The organism is uncultured Spongiibacter sp. (assembly GCF_964011655.1).
GTDB classification, from domain to species: domain Bacteria; phylum Pseudomonadota; class Gammaproteobacteria; order Pseudomonadales; family Spongiibacteraceae; genus Spongiibacter; species Spongiibacter marinus.
In genome coordinates this window covers 1-20,682 of the sequence record NZ_CAXGPO010000008.1, presented here as the reverse complement: position 1 = coordinate 20,682, position 20,682 = coordinate 1, and the positions used below count along the sequence as shown (strand labels likewise).

At 54.2% G+C, this 20,682-nt stretch carries 14 protein-coding genes and 1 tRNA gene; 5 read left to right on the top strand and 10 right to left on the bottom strand.

Translation table 11 applies throughout. From position 1 onward, the window contains the following. The first annotated feature begins 84 nt into the window (after positions 1-84). Positions 85-2,787 carry an EAL domain-containing protein gene (locus ABNS66_RS05825; protein WP_348655247.1) on the top strand — a complete coding sequence of 901 codons (2,703 nt, stop codon included), beginning with the start codon at positions 85-87 and terminating at the stop codon, positions 2,785-2,787. Here the strand turns inward: ABNS66_RS05825 and glpK are convergent. Continuing rightward, a complete protein-coding gene (glpK, locus tag ABNS66_RS05820; protein WP_286836955.1) occupies positions 2,784-4,262 on the bottom strand; it encodes a glycerol kinase GlpK in 1,479 nt (492 codons plus the stop codon). The genes ABNS66_RS05825 and glpK overlap by 4 nt on opposite strands. 83 nt (positions 4,263-4,345) lie before the next feature. Then, positions 4,346-5,095, bottom strand: coding sequence for an SDR family NAD(P)-dependent oxidoreductase (locus ABNS66_RS05815; protein WP_286836954.1), 750 nt, complete (start codon positions 5,093-5,095; stop codon positions 4,346-4,348). 262 nt (positions 5,096-5,357) lie between these two features. Here ABNS66_RS05815 and ABNS66_RS05810 point away from each other — a divergent pair, with 262 nt between their 5' ends. Both ABNS66_RS05810 and ABNS66_RS05805 read left to right on the top strand, forming a co-directional pair. Continuing rightward, a complete protein-coding gene (locus ABNS66_RS05810; protein ID WP_027872714.1) occupies positions 5,358-6,551 on the top strand; it encodes an acyl-CoA dehydrogenase family protein in 1,194 nt (397 codons plus the stop codon). A gap of 15 nt (positions 6,552-6,566) precedes the next feature. Beyond that, the gene (locus ABNS66_RS05805; protein WP_286836952.1) at positions 6,567-7,706 is read left to right on the top strand and encodes an acyl-CoA dehydrogenase family protein; all 1,140 of its coding nucleotides are present in this window, start codon (positions 6,567-6,569) and stop codon (positions 7,704-7,706) included. Positions 7,707-7,745: 39 nt separating this feature from the next. On the opposite strand, the gene ABNS66_RS05800 is transcribed toward ABNS66_RS05805, so the two are convergent. After that, positions 7,746-9,215 carry a RimK family protein gene (locus tag ABNS66_RS05800; protein ID WP_286836950.1) on the bottom strand — a complete coding sequence of 490 codons (1,470 nt, stop codon included), beginning with the start codon at positions 9,213-9,215 and terminating at the stop codon, positions 7,746-7,748. A 187-nt stretch (positions 9,216-9,402) separates the two neighbouring features. Between ABNS66_RS05800 and ABNS66_RS05795 the strand changes: the two genes are divergently transcribed. Both ABNS66_RS05795 and ABNS66_RS05790 read left to right on the top strand, forming a co-directional pair. Continuing rightward, a complete protein-coding gene (locus ABNS66_RS05795; RefSeq protein ID WP_286836948.1) occupies positions 9,403-10,530 on the top strand; it encodes a GNAT family N-acetyltransferase/peptidase C39 family protein in 1,128 nt (375 codons plus the stop codon). Between the two features lie 7 nt (positions 10,531-10,537). Beyond that, complete coding sequence (locus tag ABNS66_RS05790) at positions 10,538-11,875, top strand: flavohemoglobin expression-modulating QEGLA motif protein (RefSeq protein ID WP_286836946.1); 1,338 nt, start codon at positions 10,538-10,540, stop codon at positions 11,873-11,875. Here ABNS66_RS05790 and ABNS66_RS05785 read toward each other — a convergent pair. From ABNS66_RS05785 to alaS, 7 genes are all read right to left on the bottom strand, one after another. Beyond that, on the bottom strand, positions 11,872-12,153 hold the full coding sequence (locus ABNS66_RS05785; RefSeq protein ID WP_027872718.1) for a pyrimidine/purine nucleoside phosphorylase: 282 nt from the start codon (positions 12,151-12,153) through the stop codon (positions 11,872-11,874). The genes ABNS66_RS05790 and ABNS66_RS05785 overlap by 4 nt on opposite strands. Then, on the bottom strand, positions 12,150-15,311 hold the full coding sequence (locus ABNS66_RS05780; protein ID WP_348655246.1) for an efflux RND transporter permease subunit: 3,162 nt from the start codon (positions 15,309-15,311) through the stop codon (positions 12,150-12,152). The genes ABNS66_RS05785 and ABNS66_RS05780 overlap by 4 nt, the downstream gene beginning before the upstream one ends. A 91-nt stretch (positions 15,312-15,402) precedes the next feature. Then, positions 15,403-16,527 (bottom strand): efflux RND transporter periplasmic adaptor subunit, encoded by a 1,125-nt coding sequence (locus ABNS66_RS05775; protein ID WP_286836942.1) that lies wholly within the window; start codon positions 16,525-16,527, stop codon positions 15,403-15,405. 353 nt (positions 16,528-16,880) lie between these two features. Further along, a tRNA-Ser gene (locus ABNS66_RS05770) sits at positions 16,881-16,973 on the bottom strand. Positions 16,974-17,100: 127 nt separating this feature from the next. Then, positions 17,101-17,283, bottom strand: a complete 183-nt coding sequence (gene csrA / locus ABNS66_RS05765; RefSeq protein WP_027872724.1) for a carbon storage regulator CsrA — start codon at positions 17,281-17,283, stop codon at positions 17,101-17,103. 77 nt (positions 17,284-17,360) lie between these two features. Then, positions 17,361-18,590 carry an aspartate kinase gene (locus ABNS66_RS05760; RefSeq protein WP_204995618.1) on the bottom strand — a complete coding sequence of 410 codons (1,230 nt, stop codon included), beginning with the start codon at positions 18,588-18,590 and terminating at the stop codon, positions 17,361-17,363. Between the two features lie 84 nt (positions 18,591-18,674). Beyond that, a partial coding sequence (alaS, locus tag ABNS66_RS05755) for an alanine--tRNA ligase (protein WP_348655245.1) occupies positions 18,675-20,682 on the bottom strand: 2,008 nt, incomplete at its 5' end.

Below are 20,682 nucleotides of genomic sequence, written 5' to 3'. Positions count from 1 at the left end.
TCAAAACTGCCGCACTCCGCACAACTGCGGGAGACTGTGAAGGGGCTGAGCCTATTTCAAAAACTGTGCGCCATCATTTTCGTTATGATCACGCTGATCATGTTTGGTCGGGGGGCGCTCACCTACTACAACACCCTAAATGACTATGAAGCCGGTGTGCACAAGCGCCTGCAGCGGCTGGAATCAACTTTTAAAACCCTTGTTGAGCGCTCAAGCCGCGAGCTATTTCGCAGCGCCGATCACTACCAGCTCCCCAGTATCGAAGCAATTAGCAACAACAATGTACCGCCGCCGTCGTTAATGTCGGGCATCGATTCTGTGGTATTCATATCGATAAACGGGGCCATCTTAGCGTCAGCACACCTTGAAGGCACAAGCTACCAGCCCAGTGAGCAGGACATTCAGCTCGCGGTAGCGAGTATTACTGAAAACCAGCGACCGCACGCCTCGATAATCTGTAACCCAGGCTGTACGCAAAGCGTTTTTATTCCACTAATAAACGATGATGGCAACGAATTAATTGTAAACATCAATCGCTCAGCCTCGCTGTTGGTTGAAGATTTTTTTGATATTACTGGCGCCGAACTGGTTATTTTTTCATCGGCAGAAAGCGATGATGTCGCCCAACAAACACTACTCTCCAGCCACGGCAACAAAAGCGCCCAGATGTTGGCGGGCATACTGGCAACGAGCGGCTCAACCCTCCTTTCGAAGGGCACATTCTTTGGGTCGACAAATGGTGCCTACCTTGGGGCACGCTATTTTGAAATGCCGAACGGCAACCTGCATCTGGCCATTATCTCTGACGAATCAAATATTTCCTCGCTAGCGAGAGCAACGCTGCGCGAGATACTCATTGCCGCCCTCTCCACGTCAGTACTCGTTATTATCGTCGTCTACTTAACGCTGCGGCCTCCTCTGAGCAAGCTCAATACGATTACTGAAACCCTGCCTCTTTTATCTGCCTCGCGATTTGACGAGGCACGCAAGGCCCTCAGCACCGTCCCACGACATCGCCACTATGCCGACGAAATTGACCTCTTACACGACACGGCAGAACAGGTAACCGATGCGCTGGAACTGCTCAACAAGGATATCGCCCGCCACCAATATGAACTTCAAGACAAGGTTCACGCCCTAACAGAAGCCAAGCAGTTTAATGAAATGCTGCTGGAAAACTCGCCGATGGTCGTCGTTACACACCGCTTGGATGGCACGATTCAGAACATCAACGCGATGGGACGCATGCTCAGCGGCTTAAATAGCAACCTACCCGTCAATGCCAATATCAATCAGTGGGTTCGCGACCCGGAGCGCGATGTCACGCTCAGCAATTCGCTGCGAAATATGGCCGATAAAAATCAGCGGAAATTTCAAAATGAACTGCCCTTCCTCGCGGCTGATGGGCAAATTCACGACTTCCTTTGGACTCACTCAATTGTTGAGTTAGACAGTACAAAGCTGATCCTGTCTCTGGGCGTAGACATTACCGAAACCCGACGTGCCGAGGAAAGCCTGCGCTGGTTAGGCGAACACGACCGAGTCACCGGACTGCTTAACCGAAGCACCTTTATCGAGGAAGCCCACCGCCGAATTCATCGGCTCGAGGACGAGCAAGCCATAAGCCTGATCATGGTCGATATCGACAATTTCTCTGAGTTCAACGACCGCTTCGGCTTTGACTGCGGTGACGACCTACTACGCAAATTCGCGAACCATATTAGTCAGATCCTCGATAACTCGTGCTTGCTAGCGCGCACCGGATCAGGGGAATACTGTGTATTACTTGCCTCACAGCCTCCTGCCTCACCGCAGCAGCTCGATGCCATCAGTCACTTTGAAATAACCCTCGGCAATCATACCGAGTCTATTAACGCGACGGTCATCGTCGACAAGTACGAACGCGATGCCTGCACTGTGGACGAATTACTCTCCAATGCCACGTCCTTGATGCAAAGAATGAAAAATAAGGCCAAGGGTCATGTCTACTATGCTGATGAAGAGGACAGCCGTGAAAACCGGCAGGAAAAATACTTACTAAAAGAGCAGCTTGTACAAGCACTGAACAATAATCGCCTCGTCCTTTTTTACCAGCCGATCATCGATCTCAAAAGCCAGCGCATTAGTCATTGTGAGAGCTTAGTCAGAATGCTGGATGACGAAGGCAGCTTTATTGCCCCTGCCAAATTCCTGGGCATTGCTACTGAGTCAGGCTTGATGCCACAAATCGACTACTTGGTTATCGAGAAAGCCCTGCGCCAGCTGGCAGCGTGGCAACAAGCGGGGGTAAGCATTCAACTGAGCATCAATATAACGGCGCCAACACTGGAACAGCCCGACTTTTCAGAACGGCTCGCACAAATTATTGATGACACAGGCGTCACACCTGATGCCGTTATTTTCGAGCTCGTTGAAACTGATGCACTGGAAAACATTGACAATGCTCGCACCCTGCTAGAGCAGATCAAGTCGAGCGGTGCACAAATCGCTCTGGACGACTTCGGGGTCGGCTTCACCTCGTTCGAATATGTAAGGGAGTTGCCGGTGGACTACATCAAAATTGATCAGGCGTTTATTCGGTTTATCCATGAGCGGGAAAACGATCAGGCGCTGGTACGGTCCATCATCGAAATGAGCCACAGCCTCGGTAAGAAAGTCATCGCGGAGGGCGTTGAAGAAAAAGCCGCTATGGACGTGTTAAGCAGCATGCAAGTGGATTACATCCAAGGCTACTACATCAGCCGCCCTGTGCCGATAAGCGCCTTGGATCTGAGTATCCGCGTTTAACTGCGAACCCGAGCGACGGCTTTCTTCCAACCGTGATAACGAGTCTCTCGGTCGATCTCGCTCATGGCCGGCATAAAGCTGCGTTCCTCGCGCCACATATCCGCAATTTCATCCAATGAGGCGTATAAGCCTAGCTGTAAGCCAGCCAAGTATGCCGCGCCGAGGGCGGTTGTCTCTGTCACGGCAGGGCGCTGGCAATGACAGGCCAAGGTATCGGATAAGCGCTGCACCAGCCAATCATTCACAACCATGCCGCCATCCACACGCAGGTGCTGAATATCAGCGCCGTCGCCTGCCATTGCCTCGAGTAAGTCACGCGTTTGATAGCAGACGGACTCGAGTGTCGCTCTGGCAATATGCGCAATACCCGTGTCCCTGGTCAGTCCGAGAATAGCCCCGCGTGCATCGGGGTCCCAATACGGTGCGCCCAACCCGGTAAATGCCGGCACCATGAACACGCCATTCGCGCTGTCAACGCTCTCAGCAAGCGCCTGGGTTTCAGCTGCCGAACCGATTAATTTCAGACCGTCGCGCAACCACTGCACCGCCGCGCCGGCCATAAATATACTGCCTTCGAGGGCATAGCAGACTTCATTGTTAATGCGGTATGCCACCGTCGTCAGCAGGCGGTTTGTCGAGGTTAATGCGCGGTTGCCTGTATTGAGCATGACAAAGCAACCCGTACCATAGGTGCTTTTTGCCATGCCCGGTTTAAAGCAAGCCTGCCCGACGGTCGCGGCCTGTTGATCACCGATCAACGACGCAATGGGAAGTTCAGCACCGAGCAGTGAGGCATCGGCAACGCCAAAGTCGTCGCAGCTGTTTTTCACCGCAGGCAACAGCGACGCAGGAATATTGAACATTTCCAGAAGATCTTCATCCCAGCACTGACGATGAATATTAAACAGTAGAGTCCGCGAGGCATTGCTGGCATCGGTTGCGTGCTCTCGCCCACCGGTCAGACGCCACAGCAGATAACAGTCAACCGTGCCAAAGGCCAACTCGCCGGCATCGGCACGCTGGCGCGCCCCCGGAACATTATCGAGTATCCAGGCAAGCTTACTGCCAGAAAAATAAGGGTCTAACAGCAGGCCTGTGCGCTTGTTTACCGTTCCCTCTAGGCCCTGCTCCTTAAGCTGAGAAATCCAGTCGGCGGTTCGCCGGTCCTGCCAAACGATTGCTGGATAAACGGGGGCACCCGTTTTTCGATCCCATACCAGCGTCGTTTCGCGCTGATTAGTAATACCAATACCGGCAATTTGATCAGCCGTGATTGCCGCTGCGGTGATCGCCGCTTTACAGCTCGCCAGCGTGGTTTGCCAGATTTCCTCGGGATCGTGCTCTACCCAGCCATCCTTCGGGTAATGTTGGGTAAACTCTTGCTGCCCAACACCGCAGATCTTGCCACGATTATCAAAAACAATAGCCCGGGAACTGGTCGTCCCTTGATCAATGGCAAGAAGGTAGGTCGCCATACGTCACTCCGCTGAAGTCATCTACTAAACGCAGCAAGACTAAACAGCAGCGGCCCACCACACAAGGCGATTTGTCGGCAAAATCACGCAAGAATACCGCCATCTACCCGTATTTCTTCACCGGTAATATGAATACCGTCATCACTGGCCAACAATGCGATAGCGCCAGCCACCACTTCCGGCCCCTTCGCGCCGCTCAGCGAGGTAATTCGGTTCAGGAGGTCAAAGTCGGCATCCTCGGGGAAGCTCAGGCCTTCCACCATCCCGGTGTTAATGTCACCGGGGCACACACAGTTCGCCCTGACACCGCGCTTTGCATACTCCACAGCAATACTGCGGGTCATCGCCAGCACGCCGCCTTTGCTTGCACCGTAGGCAACGCCCCAGGGCAACCCCTGCAGCGACGCCGTTGAGGCGGCATTCACAATCGCCCCCTTCGTTTTGAGCAACTCAGGCAATACCGCTTTGCACAGCATAAAGGTCCCGGTCAGGTTTACCGCGATGATTTTCTGCCACACCTCCAGGGGCGTCTCGTGGGCATTACAAAAACGCAAAATACCGGCCATATTAACCAGTGCATCCAGCCTTCCCCATTGCGCGATCAAACTGGCGAGGCAGTCCTCGGCGGCGCCCTCGGCGGAAATATCAAACCGCTGTGCGATGGCTTCCCCGCCCTGTTGCTGAATGTCCGCTACCAGTTCTTGCAAGGCTTCTTCGTTAATATCCGTACAAAAGACCTTGCCGCCCTCCGATGCCACCCTGAGGGCTGCCGCACGGCCAATCCCCGACGCCGCACCAGTCACCATTACCACCTTGTTCTCAAATCGAGTCATAGCTATTCCTAATTATTTTCAATGAACTCGCCGCGCAGTATCGCTGCGCCAACGGCTAACCGACAAGCATCGGCAACTGTCGCGTTGGCGTAAACACCCAAAAGTAGGAGAAGCAAATGAAATTAGTGACCCAATATGTCAGTCGGCATGACGCGTTTGGCTCTTGCCTTGTGCCTGCCTTTCGCTAAGCTGAGCAACCATTGAAACCGCCCGGCACGGCTGCCGCGGCACTGCCATATTCCCAATAAAATAGGAGAGCGACGTGGCCGATCTCGACCAATTCCGCCTCGAAGTCAGACAGTGGCTGGAGGACAACTGCCCCGCCTCACAGCGCCTGCCAATTACCCGCGAAGAACAAGTGTGGGCGGGCAAAAACAAACAGTTCCCCAGCGACGATGCAAAGCTGTGGTTTGAGCGCATGCGCGACAAAGGCTGGACAGTACCCGAATGGCCCAGCGAATTGGGCGGTGGCGGCCTCGATGAGCGCCAAGCCAAAGTCCTGAAAGAAGAAATGAAGGCATTGGGTTGCCGTACCCCGCTTTTTGACCTCGGCATTTGGATGCTTGGGCCCGCCGTACTCGAGTTTGGTAACGACGAGCAAAAGCAGGAACACATTCCCAAAATTGCGCGCGGCGACGTGCGCTGGTGCCAGGGCTACTCAGAACCCGGCGCTGGCTCCGATTTGGCCAGCCTGCAAACCCGCGCCGAAGATATGGGCGACCACTTTTTGGTTAACGGCTCGAAAATCTGGACAACCAATGCCGACAAGGCTGACTGGATCTTCTGCCTGGTCCGCACAGACCCAGACGCAAAAAAACAAGAAGGCATCAGCTTCCTACTCATCGACATGGATGATCCGGGTGTCACCACAACACCGATTGAGTTGATCAGCGGCGAATCTGAGTTTTGCCAAACCTTCTTTGACAACGTGAAAGTGCCCAAGGCCAACTTGATTGGCGAACTGAACAAAGGCTGGTCGGTTGCCAAAGCGCTGCTCAAGCACGAGCGCAAGTTGATGTCAGAAATCGGTGGCGATACCCCTGGCCCCAGCTTTGGCCCCGTTCAAGCGGCACTGGAATATGTCGGCACAGATGAAAACGGCAAGCTCAAAGATGCGGCGCTACGCGACCAGTTGGTGCGCCATGAAATGGCTTACCGCGCGATTGGCCTGACGCATTTCCGCACCTTTGAAGAGCGCATGAGTGGCCAGGCCGACAGCAATGTACCGCTCATTATGAAGTACGTGGGTACCGAAGAAGGTAAGCGCAAAGAAGAACTGTTACTCGCGCTGCTTGGTCACCAGGCACTCGGTTGGGACGGCGACGGCTTTAACGAAGACGAAAAGCTGACGACGCGCGGCTGGCTGTTCTCAAAAGCACTCTCCATTGCCGGTGGCACATCAGAAGTGCAACTCAATATTATTGCCAAGCGTGTCCTTGGCTTGCCTCAGCAGTAATTAAGGGAGCCCAACATGGCACTGGTACTTAATGAAGAACAACGCCTGCTCAAGGACACCGCCAAGGATTTTTTGAGCGAAAATATGCCGGTAGAAGCGCTGCGCACGTTGCGCGACAGTGACGACCCAACCGGCTACTCCCAGCAGCAATGGCAGCAAATGTGTGAACTCGGCTGGGCCAGCATTGTCCTGCCCGAGCAGTACGATGGCCTGGATTTTGGCTTTATGGGCCTGGGCGCAATCATCGAAGAAAGTGGCCGTACGCTGGCCGCATCCCCCCTGCTAAGCACCGTTGTGCTCGGCGCGTCGGCAATTCTGCTGGGCGGCAATGAAGAGCAAAAATCCTCGTTGCTTCCCAAGGTTGCCAGCGGCGAGCTCACCCTCGCTCTCGCCCTCGAAGAGGGGCACCACCACGCACCACTCGATACCGCAATGGCGGCAGAAGCCCACGACGGCGGTTTCCGCCTGAATGGCAATAAAAGTTTCGTTGTCGACGGGCACAGTGCAGATAAGCTGGTCGTGGTTGCGCGTACCAGCGGAACAGCCGGTAGCGCTGATGGCTTGAGCCTGTTTCTCGTAGACGGCGATGCCAACGGGCTAACTCGTCAGCGCCGTAAAATGGTCGATAGCCGCGGCGCTGCTGCCCTCAGTTTCGATAACGTGGACGTCTCAGCCGATGCGCTTATCGGCGAGCTGGGCCAGGCCTGGCCAGTTCTGGAGGCGGTACTTGATCGCGGCCGCGTTTGCCTGGCAGCAGAGATGCTCGGTGGCGCGCTCGAATGCTTTGAGCGCACCGTGGAGTATTTAAAAGAGCGTGACCAGTTCGGCGTAAAAATTGGCAGTTTTCAAGCCCTGCAGCATCGCGCATCGCTGATGTATATCGAGCTTGAATTGGCAAAATCGGTGCTCTTTGATGCCTTCTCTGCCATTGATGACAAGCGTGCGGACTTGCCTCAGCTTGCCAGCTTAGCCAAAGCGCGTATGAATGACGTTTTCGAGCTGGTAACAAACGAGGCTGTGCAGATGCACGGCGGCATCGGTGTGACGGACGAACTCGAAATTGGCTTTTTCCTAAAACGCTCTCGCGTAGCGACTCAACTATTGGGGCACAGCGGCTTCCATCGCGACCGCTATGCCTCATTGTGCGGCTACTAGGGCGCGACGCAAAAAGGGCATCGAGAGATGCCCTTATCACTACTTAGCCGCCGCAAGCCCTCGCCTTTCCATTCGCCGTAAAAACACCTCAATAACTGCCGCGTAAAGCGAGTCGCCGAGTAGTTTATCCTCTACCCCGCTGTCTATGCTGGGATTATCATTGACCTCAATGACCACCACCCGACTTCCCTGCTGCTTGATATCCACACCATAAAAACTGTTGCCGATAAGCTGACAGGCACTGACCGCTGCACGCAATACGTCGGCTGGGACATCACTGATCGGCACCGCATCAAATCCACCTGATTGGCTTCGCTTGCCGTGACGGTAAATCTGCCAGTGTTTTTTCACCATGTAATAACGACAAGCAAATAACGGTTGGCCGTCCAATACCCCAATACGCCAGTCGTATTCGGTATACATAAACTCCTGCGCAAGAAGCAGCGCCGACTTATCCAGTAGTCGCTGCGCTTCCATACACAGCGCTGCCAGGCTGTCGACTTTAACCACCCCTTTAGAGAACGCACCATCGGGCACCTTTAACACCAGGGGTAAGCCAAGTGCGTCTATCAAGCGCTGCGCTTCCGACTCACTGCCACTTCGCAAATACTCCGTCTTCGGTACAGCAACCGCGTTCCGCTTTAGTAAATCAGCAAGATAGATCTTGTTCGTGCACCGTAAGATCGACTGAGAGTCATCGATAACCACTAGGCCTTCCGCTTCCGCGCGTTTGGCAAAGCGGTAACTAATGTTCGCTACCGACGTTGTGGTGCGGATAAACAAACCGTCGTACTCTGCCAGCCGCGAATAATCCGCTCTTCCAATCAGCTCCGCACAGATACCGTATTTTTCCGCGACGCGGATAAATTTCCGCAGGGCGGCGCCGTCGCTAGGCGGCATCGCCTCCTCGGTATCGACCAGAATCGCCAGGTCATAGCGGAAACGCTTTTGCGCGGGTGCCGGCCGCCATAGTTTTTGACTGAAGCGCTCAAAGCACGCCGCGAAGCTGTCTTGCTCAGTGCTCGACGACAAGGCCCGCAGCGACGCGGCCTGTAATTTATCCATACGCCAACCCTGACGATACACCATGCGCAGCTCAAGAATCGGGCAGGGAAAATGTTGGAATGCCGAGCGCGCAAGGTCGGCATATTCTGGCTCCAAAGTCTCGCCGAACCAGCATCGCAACTGTTTCACCTCGCCCGGCTGCCCCGGTGCAAGCGCGGCAAGCGTCGGCAACATGCCCTGCCACTGAATAGACGACAGCGGCTTTGCCGACAATTCCGTCAGGGTTTTCAGCGATGGAATAACATGATGCCCGCGGGCTTCAGCCAACAGCGAGCAATAGTAGCCGCTACCGAGATAGCGGTAGTTCCGGCACAGATTAACGACCCTGACGCGCTCGCGAGTCGTTCCAAGACAAAGATAATCATCGAAACTGATGACCGAATGGCTGGGATAATAAGGCCCCCAGTCGCGCACATCATCGACAACAATAACTAAACGGGACATCGGCTCCATGCTCCCAAAATGCTCTCCCCATGCGGGATCAGCGACCGTCTATGCGGTGGCAAAAGCTGCGGCATTCTGCGACCAGTGCAACAGCAAAACAAGCACTATTTTATGTTGTAGACGGCAAATAATGCGCAGTATGATCCGCACATGCGCCGCCATCTGCGGTATTTGTCGAGTCTGCCCCATGTCGCCGTGTATTCGCCCCGCTAGCCCCATAGATTTGCCGGCACTGGTCGAGCTGGAACGACACTGCTTTAGTAGTGACCGGATCTCCCAGCGCAGCTTTAAAGCGTTCATCCGCCACGGCGCCCACCAATTGCTCGTCTGTCGTGAAGCTGACAAACTGTTGGGCTATGCATTGCTACTGTTTCGCCGTGGCACCCTTCTGTCCCGGCTTTACTCACTCGCCGTCGCCCCCGACCAACGCGGTAAAGGCGTCGCGATGTTATTACTCGACGCAGCAGAACAACTCGCCCGCGACAGGCAAAGTGTTTTTCTTCGCCTTGAAGTCAGAGAGGACAATGCCGCCGCAATTTCCCTGTACAACCGCCGTGGCTACCGCACTTTTGGCCGTGTCAGTGACTACTACGCCGATGGTTGCAGTGCCGTACGTATGGAAAAGCGACTGCTAACACCCGCGCAGCGCGGCGCGCACTCACCCCACTACTACCGGCAGACCACGGGTTTTACCTGCGGCCCCGCCAGCTTGATGATGGCCATGCGAGACCTGGATCCGGCATCGCCCTTTTCCCGGCGCGAGGAGCTGCAAATCTGGCGGGAAGCCACCAGCATCTATATGGGTAGCGGTCACGGTGGCTGCACACCACAAGGCTTAATGTTGGCGGCGCTGCGCCGAAAATTTAACGCCACGCTCTTTATTAGCGATACGGCCCCCGCCTTCATCGACAGCGTTCGCTCGCCCTCCAAGCGCCAGCTTATGCAGCTGGTTCACGACGATTTTATGGCGCAGTTGACGGACTATAAGGCGGATATTCGGGTCAATAAGCTCGACACACCCGCCCTGCAGTCGCTATTGATTGAAAACCGTCACGTTGTCGCACTGATCAGCACGTGGGCACTCGACCGCCAACGCATGCCTCACTGGGTATATGTGTACCGAGGAGAGGAAAATACGGTGTATATCAATGACCCCGACAGCAACACCTGTCGGGGCGAATCGTTAGACAGCAGCAAGGGCCACTGGCAGTCTGAGATTGAATACCACCGCGTGCCAATATCACTTGAACAATTCAGCAACATGGCAAGCTTTGGCAAACGTCGTCTACGCTGCATATTAACGCTACAAAAATGAGGCTGTGATGACATCAGACGCCACAAGTTATAAAACAGCGCTGCGCGCGCTCTCGGATGAGCTGATCCGCATTCAAAAGCCAATATTGATACTCGATGCGATCAAGTGGCCCCATGATGTGGAGAAACGTTTTTTTGAGAACGGCGCCAACGCGCTGCCGACCGTGTGCCGTGAAGACTACCTGCGCAACAACCCTCTCAGTTTCAACGCGGCAGAGATTGATGCACAACTGAAAAACTTCCAACAACGGCTCGATAGTGCTCTGGGACACGGCGACGCGCTCGGCCAAATTCTTTGGCAAACCGCCGAACAGTACCGCAGCGTGGTTGACCTACTGGAGCACCGTGGCCAAAAGGCATTCCTGACCGCCAGCCGGCGGCTTTATGGCTCTGCACGCGATCGTCTGCGGGGTGACAGCCTGCCGCTTATCGACATGGGTAAGCGCTTGTGCAGCATTTTTTCCCTTCCCGCTGCCCACCATCTTGCATCCCCCTACCCCAAGGTCATCGATGCGACTGGCGCAGTGGAAATGCTCTCCCAACGACTCAAGCCCTTTTTTCCGGATACCGCTTTCACCGTTCGGGAAACAGATGGCATCGTGTCTGATGCCTCAGCCGGGGGCGACTGCATCAAAATTAATCGTCACGCGCAATTCTCCCTTCTCGATATACAAGTTTTGGAGGTTCACGAAGGTTGGGTGCATGTCGGCACCACATTAAATGGTCGCCGCCAGCCATGGGCCAGCTGGCTCAGCGTCGGCTCTCCCCGCATTACTGCCCTCCAAGAGGGCTTAGCAGTGCTTATCGAGACACTGACGTTTAGCTCTTTTCCCGGGCGCGCGCGAAAAATCAGTGACCGTGTAGTGGCTATCGATATCGCAGAACAAGGGGGCGACTTTCTCGATGTATATCGGCACTTTGTTGGCCAGGGCCTCAGCAACAAGGAAAGCTACAAAATTGCCCAGCGGGTATTCCGCGGTGGAATGGTGGAAGGCGGCGCCTGTTTCACCAAAGATTTGAGCTACGTCAGGGGCTTTGTCGAAACGGTAAACTTTATTCGCAGTGCGATCCTCAGCGACGTGCCGGAAATACTACCAATGCTGTTTGTAGGCAAGGTGTCCCTGGAGGACGTCCCCCATCTCTACCCCTATTGCCAGGAAGGCATCATTGAAGCGCCGCATTATCTGCCGCCTATGTTTCGAGACCTAAATGGCTTGTACGTGTGGTTTGGCTTATCTAGCGGACTCGCGGATATCAATATTCACAGTGTCCAGGAGCACTTTCAAACACTTTTCGAGCACTTGAAAGCCGCTCCGGACGCTATACCTAGCACCAAGTGCGATTAGCCATAAAAACACGCGTAGGCACTGGTCTCTTCCACTTTCAAATCAAACGCGCTGTTGGCCGGCACGTCGAAAGATTGCCCGGCGCTAAAGCGCTGCCAATCGCTGGAACCCGGTAGCAATACAACCAGCGCGCCAGTAATAACTTGCATGCGCTCCGCCGCTTCGGTGCCAAAGCGGTATTCACCGGCTTCCATAACGCCCACCGAGACTGGCTGAGATTTTCCTTCAAAACCCAATGACTGAACTTTTTCGTCAAAATAGCTGTTGTGCTTGATCACGACACACCCTCTTTTTCAGTTAAGGCGCGATCATACCCGTCGCGCCCCGCTTCGGCCAGTACGTCACCCTCAGCGGAAGACGTGGCGCGGTGGTCTCGCCCTATGTAGTGGTACATGGCCGGCACAACGAACAAGGTAAACAGCGTGCCGATGCTCATTCCCGAGGCGATAACCATACCTAGCGAGAAACGCGATGCTGCACCTGCACCACTGGCAACCAGCAGTGGCAACATCGCCATCACGAGCGCCGCCGTGGTCATCAAAATAGGACGCAAACGAATCGACGCGGCCTCTTCTATGGCTTCGCGCTTGGACACGCCCTGTTCCTGTAACCGGTTTGCAAAATCCACCATCAAGATACCATGTTTGGAGATCACCCCAATCAGGGTTACCAGGCCAACCTGGGTATAGATATTCAGGGTCATACCGGGGAACGTTGTCAGCTGCATACCGTTAGTCAGTGCAAAAATATTAATGCACAGCAACGCGCCACATACCGACATAGGCACGGTCACCAGAATGATCAGCGGGTCCCGGAAAGACTCGAATTGCGCCGCCAATACGAGGTAAATAATCAGCAGGGCAAAGGCAAAGGTTCCCACCAATGCTCCGCCCTCTTGCTTGAACTGCCGAGAGCTCCCCGCGTAGTCCAGTTGAAAGTTGGCGGGCATAATGTCGTTGGCAATACCTTCAAGCAGGGCCAGTGCCTCTCCCTGTGAAACATCGGGGCGCGGCACTGCAATAATCGTATTCGCATTTAATTGCTGGGCATGGGGTATTGATCTTGGCTTGGTTCGCTGCACAACCTCGACGAGTGTGGAGATTGGAATCAGGTCGCCGCTTGCCGCACGCGTGTAGTACCCGGTCAGTTGCTGAGGATTCAGTCGCTCCTCGCGCTCAACCTGGGCAATGACTTTGTACGAGCGCCCCATATACGAAAAACGATTCACCTCAGCACCCGCCATCATCGCACTCAGATCTAAGCTCAGGCTTTGCATGTCAACGCCAAGTAGACCGGCCTTGTCTCTGTCGACGATAATTTCGGCCTCGGGGCGATCGAAATTTAACTGCGAGGCCACGTAGAAAAAGCGCTTACTGGCCATCGCACGCTTAACCAGCTCATCGCCCACTTCCGCCATCAGCTGTGGCTCAGCCGTCGACTTGAGAATAAACTCCACGGGATAGCCCTGCCCTGGAGTTGGCAGCGGCGGCGGCTGGAATGTCGCCAGGCGCAGCGGCGCCACTGACTCCATGCTCATACTCAAGTCGTTAGCGACATCCCCCATTGTCTTGGTCCGAGCGTCCCAGGGTGGGCCAATCAAGCCGATAAAGCCTTTATTGCTTTCACCACTTTCTGAGATGGTGAAGGCAAACGTATGATCCACATTGGGGTGCTCCAACGCCAAATTCTGAGCGGCCAAAAAGGCATTGGTAAAGTACTCTGGCGATGCATAGCCGTCGCCCTCAGCAATGACGCCAGCAAAGCCTAAGTCTTCGGCCGGCGCCAATTCGTTATCACTGCTCTGGTAGAGGAAATAACACGATACCAGCACCACCAAACCGAATACGCCAATCACATTGACCTGATCCATCGCGGAGTGGAGTCGTTGCTTATAGCCCTGGCGCCAGTACTCGAACTTCTCATCTAGGAAACGCTCCAGACGACTGCTACCCGATTCATCGTGCGACTGCAGTATTTTTGCGCACATCATCGGTGTTAACGTCAGTGCAATAACGCCGGAAATCAATACCGCGCCCGCCAGGGTAAAGGCGAACTCGGTAAACAGTTTTCCCGTCATTCCGGTTAAGAAACCAATCGGTGCATACACTGCCACCAGGGTAATTGTCATCGCAATCACCGGCCCCAGAAGCTCGCGCGCGCCGACCAAGGCAGCCTTAGATGGCTCCATACCCTCTTCAATATGACGATGGATATTTTCCAGCACGATAATCGCATCATCGACCACCATGCCGATGGCCAAGACCATCGCCAATAGCGTTAGCAGATTGATCGAGAAACCCATCGAGTACATCAAAAATAGAGCGCCTACCAACGACAGCGGTACAGTCACCGCCGGGATCATTGAGCTGCGCAGTGAACCCAGGAACAAGAAGATGACCAGAATAACGATAATGACCGCTTCGATCAGTGTTGCTTGTACATCGCTGATTGCCGCGTTGACATAGACCGTGCTGTCATAGGAAATATTCGCCTCAATACTCTCCGGCAAAGCGCGGTGAATACGCGGCCACATTTCGCGTATCTCCGCAGTCACGTCGAGCAAGTTCGCATCCGGGCGCACCTCAATACCGATAAACAGGCCTGGCTCGGCATCCCAGTGCGCCACATAGTCGTAGCTCTCATCGCCGAACACCACATCGGCGACATCGCGCAAGCGCACTAGCTGCGTTCCTTCACTGCGCAGCACAAGGTCCCTGAATGCCTCTACTGTGCTCAGATCTGTATCTGCAGAAATGCCGACTTTAACGTACTGCCCTTTCGTTTCTCCCACGGCTGATAGAACGTTTTGCCGCTTAACTGCTGAAAAGGCCTCGCCCGGTGTCATGTTGTGCGCCGCGAGACGTTCCGGGTCAAACCAGATCCGCATGGCGTAATTCCTGCCGCCGAGTATCACCGCGCGCTCTACACCGCTAAGAGCAGATAGCTCCGGTTCAACAACCCGCGCCACATAATCAGTAATTTGCGCTTTGCTCAGCGTCTTGGAATAAAACGACAGGTACATCGCCGCGTTGTCACCGGCACCCGCTAACTGAATAACAGGGTCTTCACTGCCTTCCGGTAGCTGGCTGCGCAGCTTGTTCACTTTTGCGGATATTTCGGTCAGCGCCTCATTGGGGTCCTTGTCAATTTTCAGGTTCGCCGAGATGCTGGACAATCCCTGAGCAGAATTGGAGGTAAGAAAGTCAATACCATCTGCTGACGCTATCTCTCGCTCCAGCGGCGTGGTGATGAAACCTTCGACAAGCTCTGGGTCTGCCCCCGGATAAACCACCGAGATACTGATCCGCGCATTTTGAATTTCAGGGTATTCACGCACAGTCAAATCCTGTGCTGCGCGCAAGCCCAGTAGAAAGATCACCAAGCTGACCACAATGGCCAACACGGGGCGTTTAACAAAGATATCTGTGAAATGCATGACGCCTGTCCTTGTTAGTGGCGTGGGAGAGTCATCAACTTCTTTAGAGGCCATCAACCTAATTTATGGCCATCAAGCTATTTATCGCCGATCACCCCTGCGGGGGGGCAGGCGTCAAGCTAGGCTCGGGACGAAGCGTGTTATCAATCGTAACCGGCTGACCACTGCGCAGCTTTAACAACCCAGTACTGGCGACTTCGTCGCCTTCTTTAACCCCTGAAATGACTTCAATAAAATCGCCGCGAGCCTCTCCCAAGGTAACGAAGCGTTGAATGACATCCAGGGCCTCGGCGTCGCCACCTTCCTGTTGACGAATAACGAAAACGGAATCGCCGTAAGAGCTGTATTGAATAGCGGTTTTTGGCAAAACCAGTACCTGCGTCGGCTCTCCCAGGTTCACCGTAACTTTTGCAAACAAGCCCGGTTTCAGCACTTTTTCAGGATTGGCGAATCGCGCACGCACATCAAAGTTACGCGTTTGTGCATCAATTTTGGGTTCCACGGCGATAATCTCGCCACTGAACTGGCGGCCACCCAACGCGTCGACAACGATCTCGATCGTTCTGCCAGGGTTCACCTTGCCCAACTGCTTTTCAGGCAGTGAAAAATCCAGCTCGATGGGGTCTAAAGATTGCAGGGTAACGATCTTGTCACCAGCGCGGAGGTATTGACCCAATGCAACTCGACGAATACCCAGCTCGCCAGCAAAAGGCGCCCGCAGAGTTTTTAAATTCAAACGTCCGCGCTGCGCCTCGACAGCCGCCTTGGCCACATTCGTTTCTGCCAGCGCGGTATCGTATTCAGACTTAGAAATCGTTCCGCGCTTGTAGAGTTTTTCGCGCCGGCGCTGCTCAATCTCGGCAAGCTTTGCCTGCGCTTCCAAGCGAGCGAGCTCACCGCGCTCGGCGACCGATTCCAAACTCAGTAGTTCGGTGCCCGCCTCAACGCTTTGCCCCGATTCAAAACTAATTTTAGTGATCGTACCGTCAACTTCAGCCGTTAGGTCGGCGCCCTTCACCGCCACCAAACTACCCACCGCGTTCAGACGAGCAGCCCACTGCTGCGGGGTAACCGTAGTGCTTGAAATAGTCACCGGCGGAGTCGGCATATTATCGATGAAGTCATTCATCATCTGGTTGCCAAACCACTTCATACCAAACACGCCACCAAAAACAACGCCGCTGATTGCCAGCATTACGACCATACGCTTAGTCATTTGTATTCCTTGTCGACCATCCAGTAGCTGCGAATCGATATAGCAATGTGCCGAACTCGACAAATGTGCCAAGCTCAACAGCTTCCCTATCGCGAGATCACCGCTGTTACCCCTAGAAACAGTAGTACGAATTTTACACAGAGATAGTAACAGGCATGAGAATGAGAATGCATCAACAATTTAACTGTTTACATTGCGTAAACCATTAATTTTAAAGGGGTTATTGGGAATAACTTTGCTCACAAACTAACGCATAAGTAAAGTCTTAGCGCGGCCAACCACTACGGAGTGAGCAAAATCCCAAAATACGAGCATAAAAAAAGCCCCAGTCGTTAGACTGGGGCTTTTATGTATGGCGGAGAAGGAGGGATTCGAACCCTCGATGAAGCTATTAACCCCATACTCCCTTAGCAGGGGAGCGCCTTCAGCCACTCGGCCACCTCTCCGAATTGTTCCAACTTTCTGTTGGAGGTTCGTTGCTAAGGCCTTGTTTTCAAAAGCGTGTTAGCAACGAAACGCGCGGCATAATACCATACTGAGCGAAGAATCAAAGGCCTTTAGGCTAATTTCCCGCTATTCTTTATTACCGTCTTTCTCGCCTTGAATGCGGTCATAAATTTCTTCCCGGTGAACGGCGATATGCTTGGGCGCATTCACACCCAGACGCACTTGATTCCCCTTCACTCCCAATACAGTGACAGTCACTTCGTCACCGACCATGAGCGTCTCACCAATACGACGAGTCAGTATTAACATGTTGCTTTCTCCTATCCAGAGCCAGTATCCGTACCCCGTGCGTATCCGTATGCGCGCAGCAGTTCACGTCTCTGTTTCTACGATGTAGGCGCTTTATCTAGATCAAAAGCTGTATGGAGGGCCCTCACCGCCAGCTCTAGATATTTTTCATCAACGACCACCGAAATCTTAATTTCTGAAGTGGTGATCAGCTGAATGTTGATCGACTCTTCCGCCAAAGTTTTAAACATTTTACTTGCGATGCCAGCGTGTGAGCGCATTCCGACACCCACGAGCGACACCTTGGCAATTTTATTGTCGGTTTTCACCTCTCGCGCACCCGTCTCCTCGACCAGCTTGCGAACAATTGCCTCTGTTTTCGCGACGTCATTTCGACCGACAGTAAAGGTCAGGTCAGTCGTATTGTCCTCGGCGACGTTTTGAACAATGACGTCTACCTCAATATTTGCATCGCTAACTGGCCCAAGTATCTGGTAGGCCAAGCCCGGTGTATCGGGTACACCGAGTACAGTAATCTTTGCTTCATCGCGCGTGAACGCGATACCCGAAATCGCCGGGTTTTCCATATCTGATTCTTCCTCAAGACTGATCAACGTACCCGGGCCGTCTTCAAAGGCGTGCAATACGCGCAACGGCACATTGTACTTACCTGCAAACTCAACGGCGCGAATTTGCAACACCTTCGAGCCCAAGCTAGCCATTTCCAGCATCTCTTCGAAGGTGATGCGTTCAAGCCGACGCGCTTGGCTCTCTACCCTCGGGTCGGTGGTATACACACCATCCACATCGGTATATATCTGGCATTCATCCGCCTTTAGCGCCGCCGCCAAGGCGACACCCGTGGTATCTGAGCCCCCTCTGCCGAGGGTGGTGATATTACCGCTCTCATCCACGCCCTGAAAGCCAGCCACCACAACCACGTTGCCACCCGCCAGGTCTTCGCGAATACGGTGATCATCAATTTCCCTGATCCGCGCCTTGGTATGGGCCTCGTCGGTGAGAATACGCACTTGGCTGCCCGTGTAGGACTTCGCCCCAACACCGAGCTCATGCAGCGCCATACACAACAATGAAATCGTGACTTGCTCGCCAGTTGCGACGAGAACATCCAACTCCCTTGGGGTGGGGTGCTCCTGCATGGCCTTGGCCATTTCAATCAAGCGGTTAGTCTCGCCACTCATGGCCGACACGACTACCACAACATCATCACCGCGACGCCGAAAGCCTGCAACTTTCTCTGCGACCGCCTTTATCCGGTCAACGGTGCCGACCGAAGTACCGCCAAATTTTTGAACAATCAGACTCATGTTTTCTATCTGCAAATGAACGCCCTGAGCGGAGGGCGCTCATTAAACACCAACTCAAGATTAAAGGAAACGGCAACTATGTCTCTATACGTGATTCACGTAATCTTTGACCGACTGCAAGGCAGCGGGGATCGCGGTAACATCGCTGCCGCCACCCTGCGCCATGTCTGGACGACCGCCGCCCTTGCCTCCGACTGCCGCCGCAGCTTGCTTCATAATATCGCCCGCTTTGCAGCGACCCGTGAGGTCTTTCGTTACGCCGGCGACCAGCGATACTTTTTCGCCCTCGCCACTGGCCAGCAGCACCACACCTGAGCCCAACTTGTTCTTCAGCTGGTCCATGCTATCGCGCAAGGTCTTCGCATCAGCGCCTTCTATATTAACCGCGAGGACGCTAATACCGTTGATCTCTTCCACCTCAGACAATAGATCGCGACTGCCCGCGGTTGCCAGCTTGGCCTTTAGACGCTCAAGTTCTTTTTGCTGTTCCCGGTGGCTACTCAGCAGCTGCGCAAGTTTGGTATCAAAATTTTCAGGCGTACTTTTCAATGCCGCACAAGCAGACTGCAGACGGCTGCGATCGCGCCCCGCTTCATTTAGCGCTTCGGCTCCGGTTACCGCCTCAATTCGGCGCACACCGGCAGCAATGCCAGATTCCGCAACGATACGCATCACGCCAATATCGCCGGTGCGACGAACATGGGTGCCGCCACACAGCTCAACAGAGAAGTCGCCGCCCATGCTCAATACACGCACGGTATCGCCATACTTCTCGCCAAACAACATCACCGCGCCCCGCTCTTTGGCAGAGTCGATGTCGGTTTCCACAGTTTCAACCGCGGTATTTCGGCGAATTTCGTCATTCACCATCGCCTCTATTTTCTGCAACTGTTCCGCAGTTACCGCCTCACCATGAGCAAAGTCAAAACGCAGGCGCTCGGCGGTTACCAGCGAGCCCTTTTGCGCTACGTGCTCACCCAGTACCTTGCGCAATGCGGCGTGAAGCAAATGGGTTGCCGAGTGATTCAGCGCGGTAGATTGGCGAATACTGGCATCTACTTCGGCATCTACAGCTTGGCCGGCAACAACTGCTCCCGTCGCAACCACGCCGATATGTACAAAGTGATCACCAGCCTTCTGGGTATCGCGCACTTCTATGCGTAAGCCTTCCGCGCGAATAACACCGCAATCCCCTGCCTGGCCACCGGACTCAGCGTAGAAAGGCGTGCGATCCAGCACCACCAGAACATCATCACCCTCTGCCGCGCGTTCACAGGGCTGACCATCACGCAGCAGCGCAATAATCTTGGCGTTGTCGCTCAGCGACTGATAGCCAGTGAAGGTGGTGGCGCCGTCCACGTCTAACCGCAGGTCGGCATCCATTTTGAAATTCGATGCTGAGCGAGCACGCTGGCGCTGCGCCTCCATGGCCGCCTCAAACCCGTCCATATCCAACGTCAGGTCTTTCTCTCGGGCGATATCAGCGGTAAGGTCCACGGGGAAACCATAGGTATCGTATAAACGGAACACCGTTTCACCCGGGATTTGCTGCCCCTTAAGCTCACTCAGGTCTGCCTCGAGAATCTTCATCCCCTGGTCCAGCGTCTTCGCGAACTGCTCTTCTTCCTGGAGCAATGCTTTTTCAATCGCCCCCTGCAATTCACGTAGCTCGGGGTAGGCACTGCCCATTTCAACAGCCAGGGCATCAACCAGTTTGTAAAAGAAGGGCTCGGTCGCACCAAGCTTGTTGCCGTGGCGCACTGCACGGCGAATTATCCGGCGCAACACATAGCCGCGCCCTTCGTTGGATGGCAGCACACCATCGGCAATCAAAAACGCGCAGGAGCGGATATGGTCAGCAATAACACGCAACGACGTGTGTTGACGGTCATCAACACCCAGCACTCTGGCCGTCGCCGCAATGAGGTTGTCGAACAGGTCTATCTCGTAATTGCTGTGAACACCCTGCATCACCGCAGATATGCGCTCCAGCCCCATGCCGGTGTCTACCGATGGCGCAGGCAGCTCAGTCATGGTGCCATCGGCATCGCGATTGAACTGCATGAATACGTTGTTCCAGATTTCGATGTAG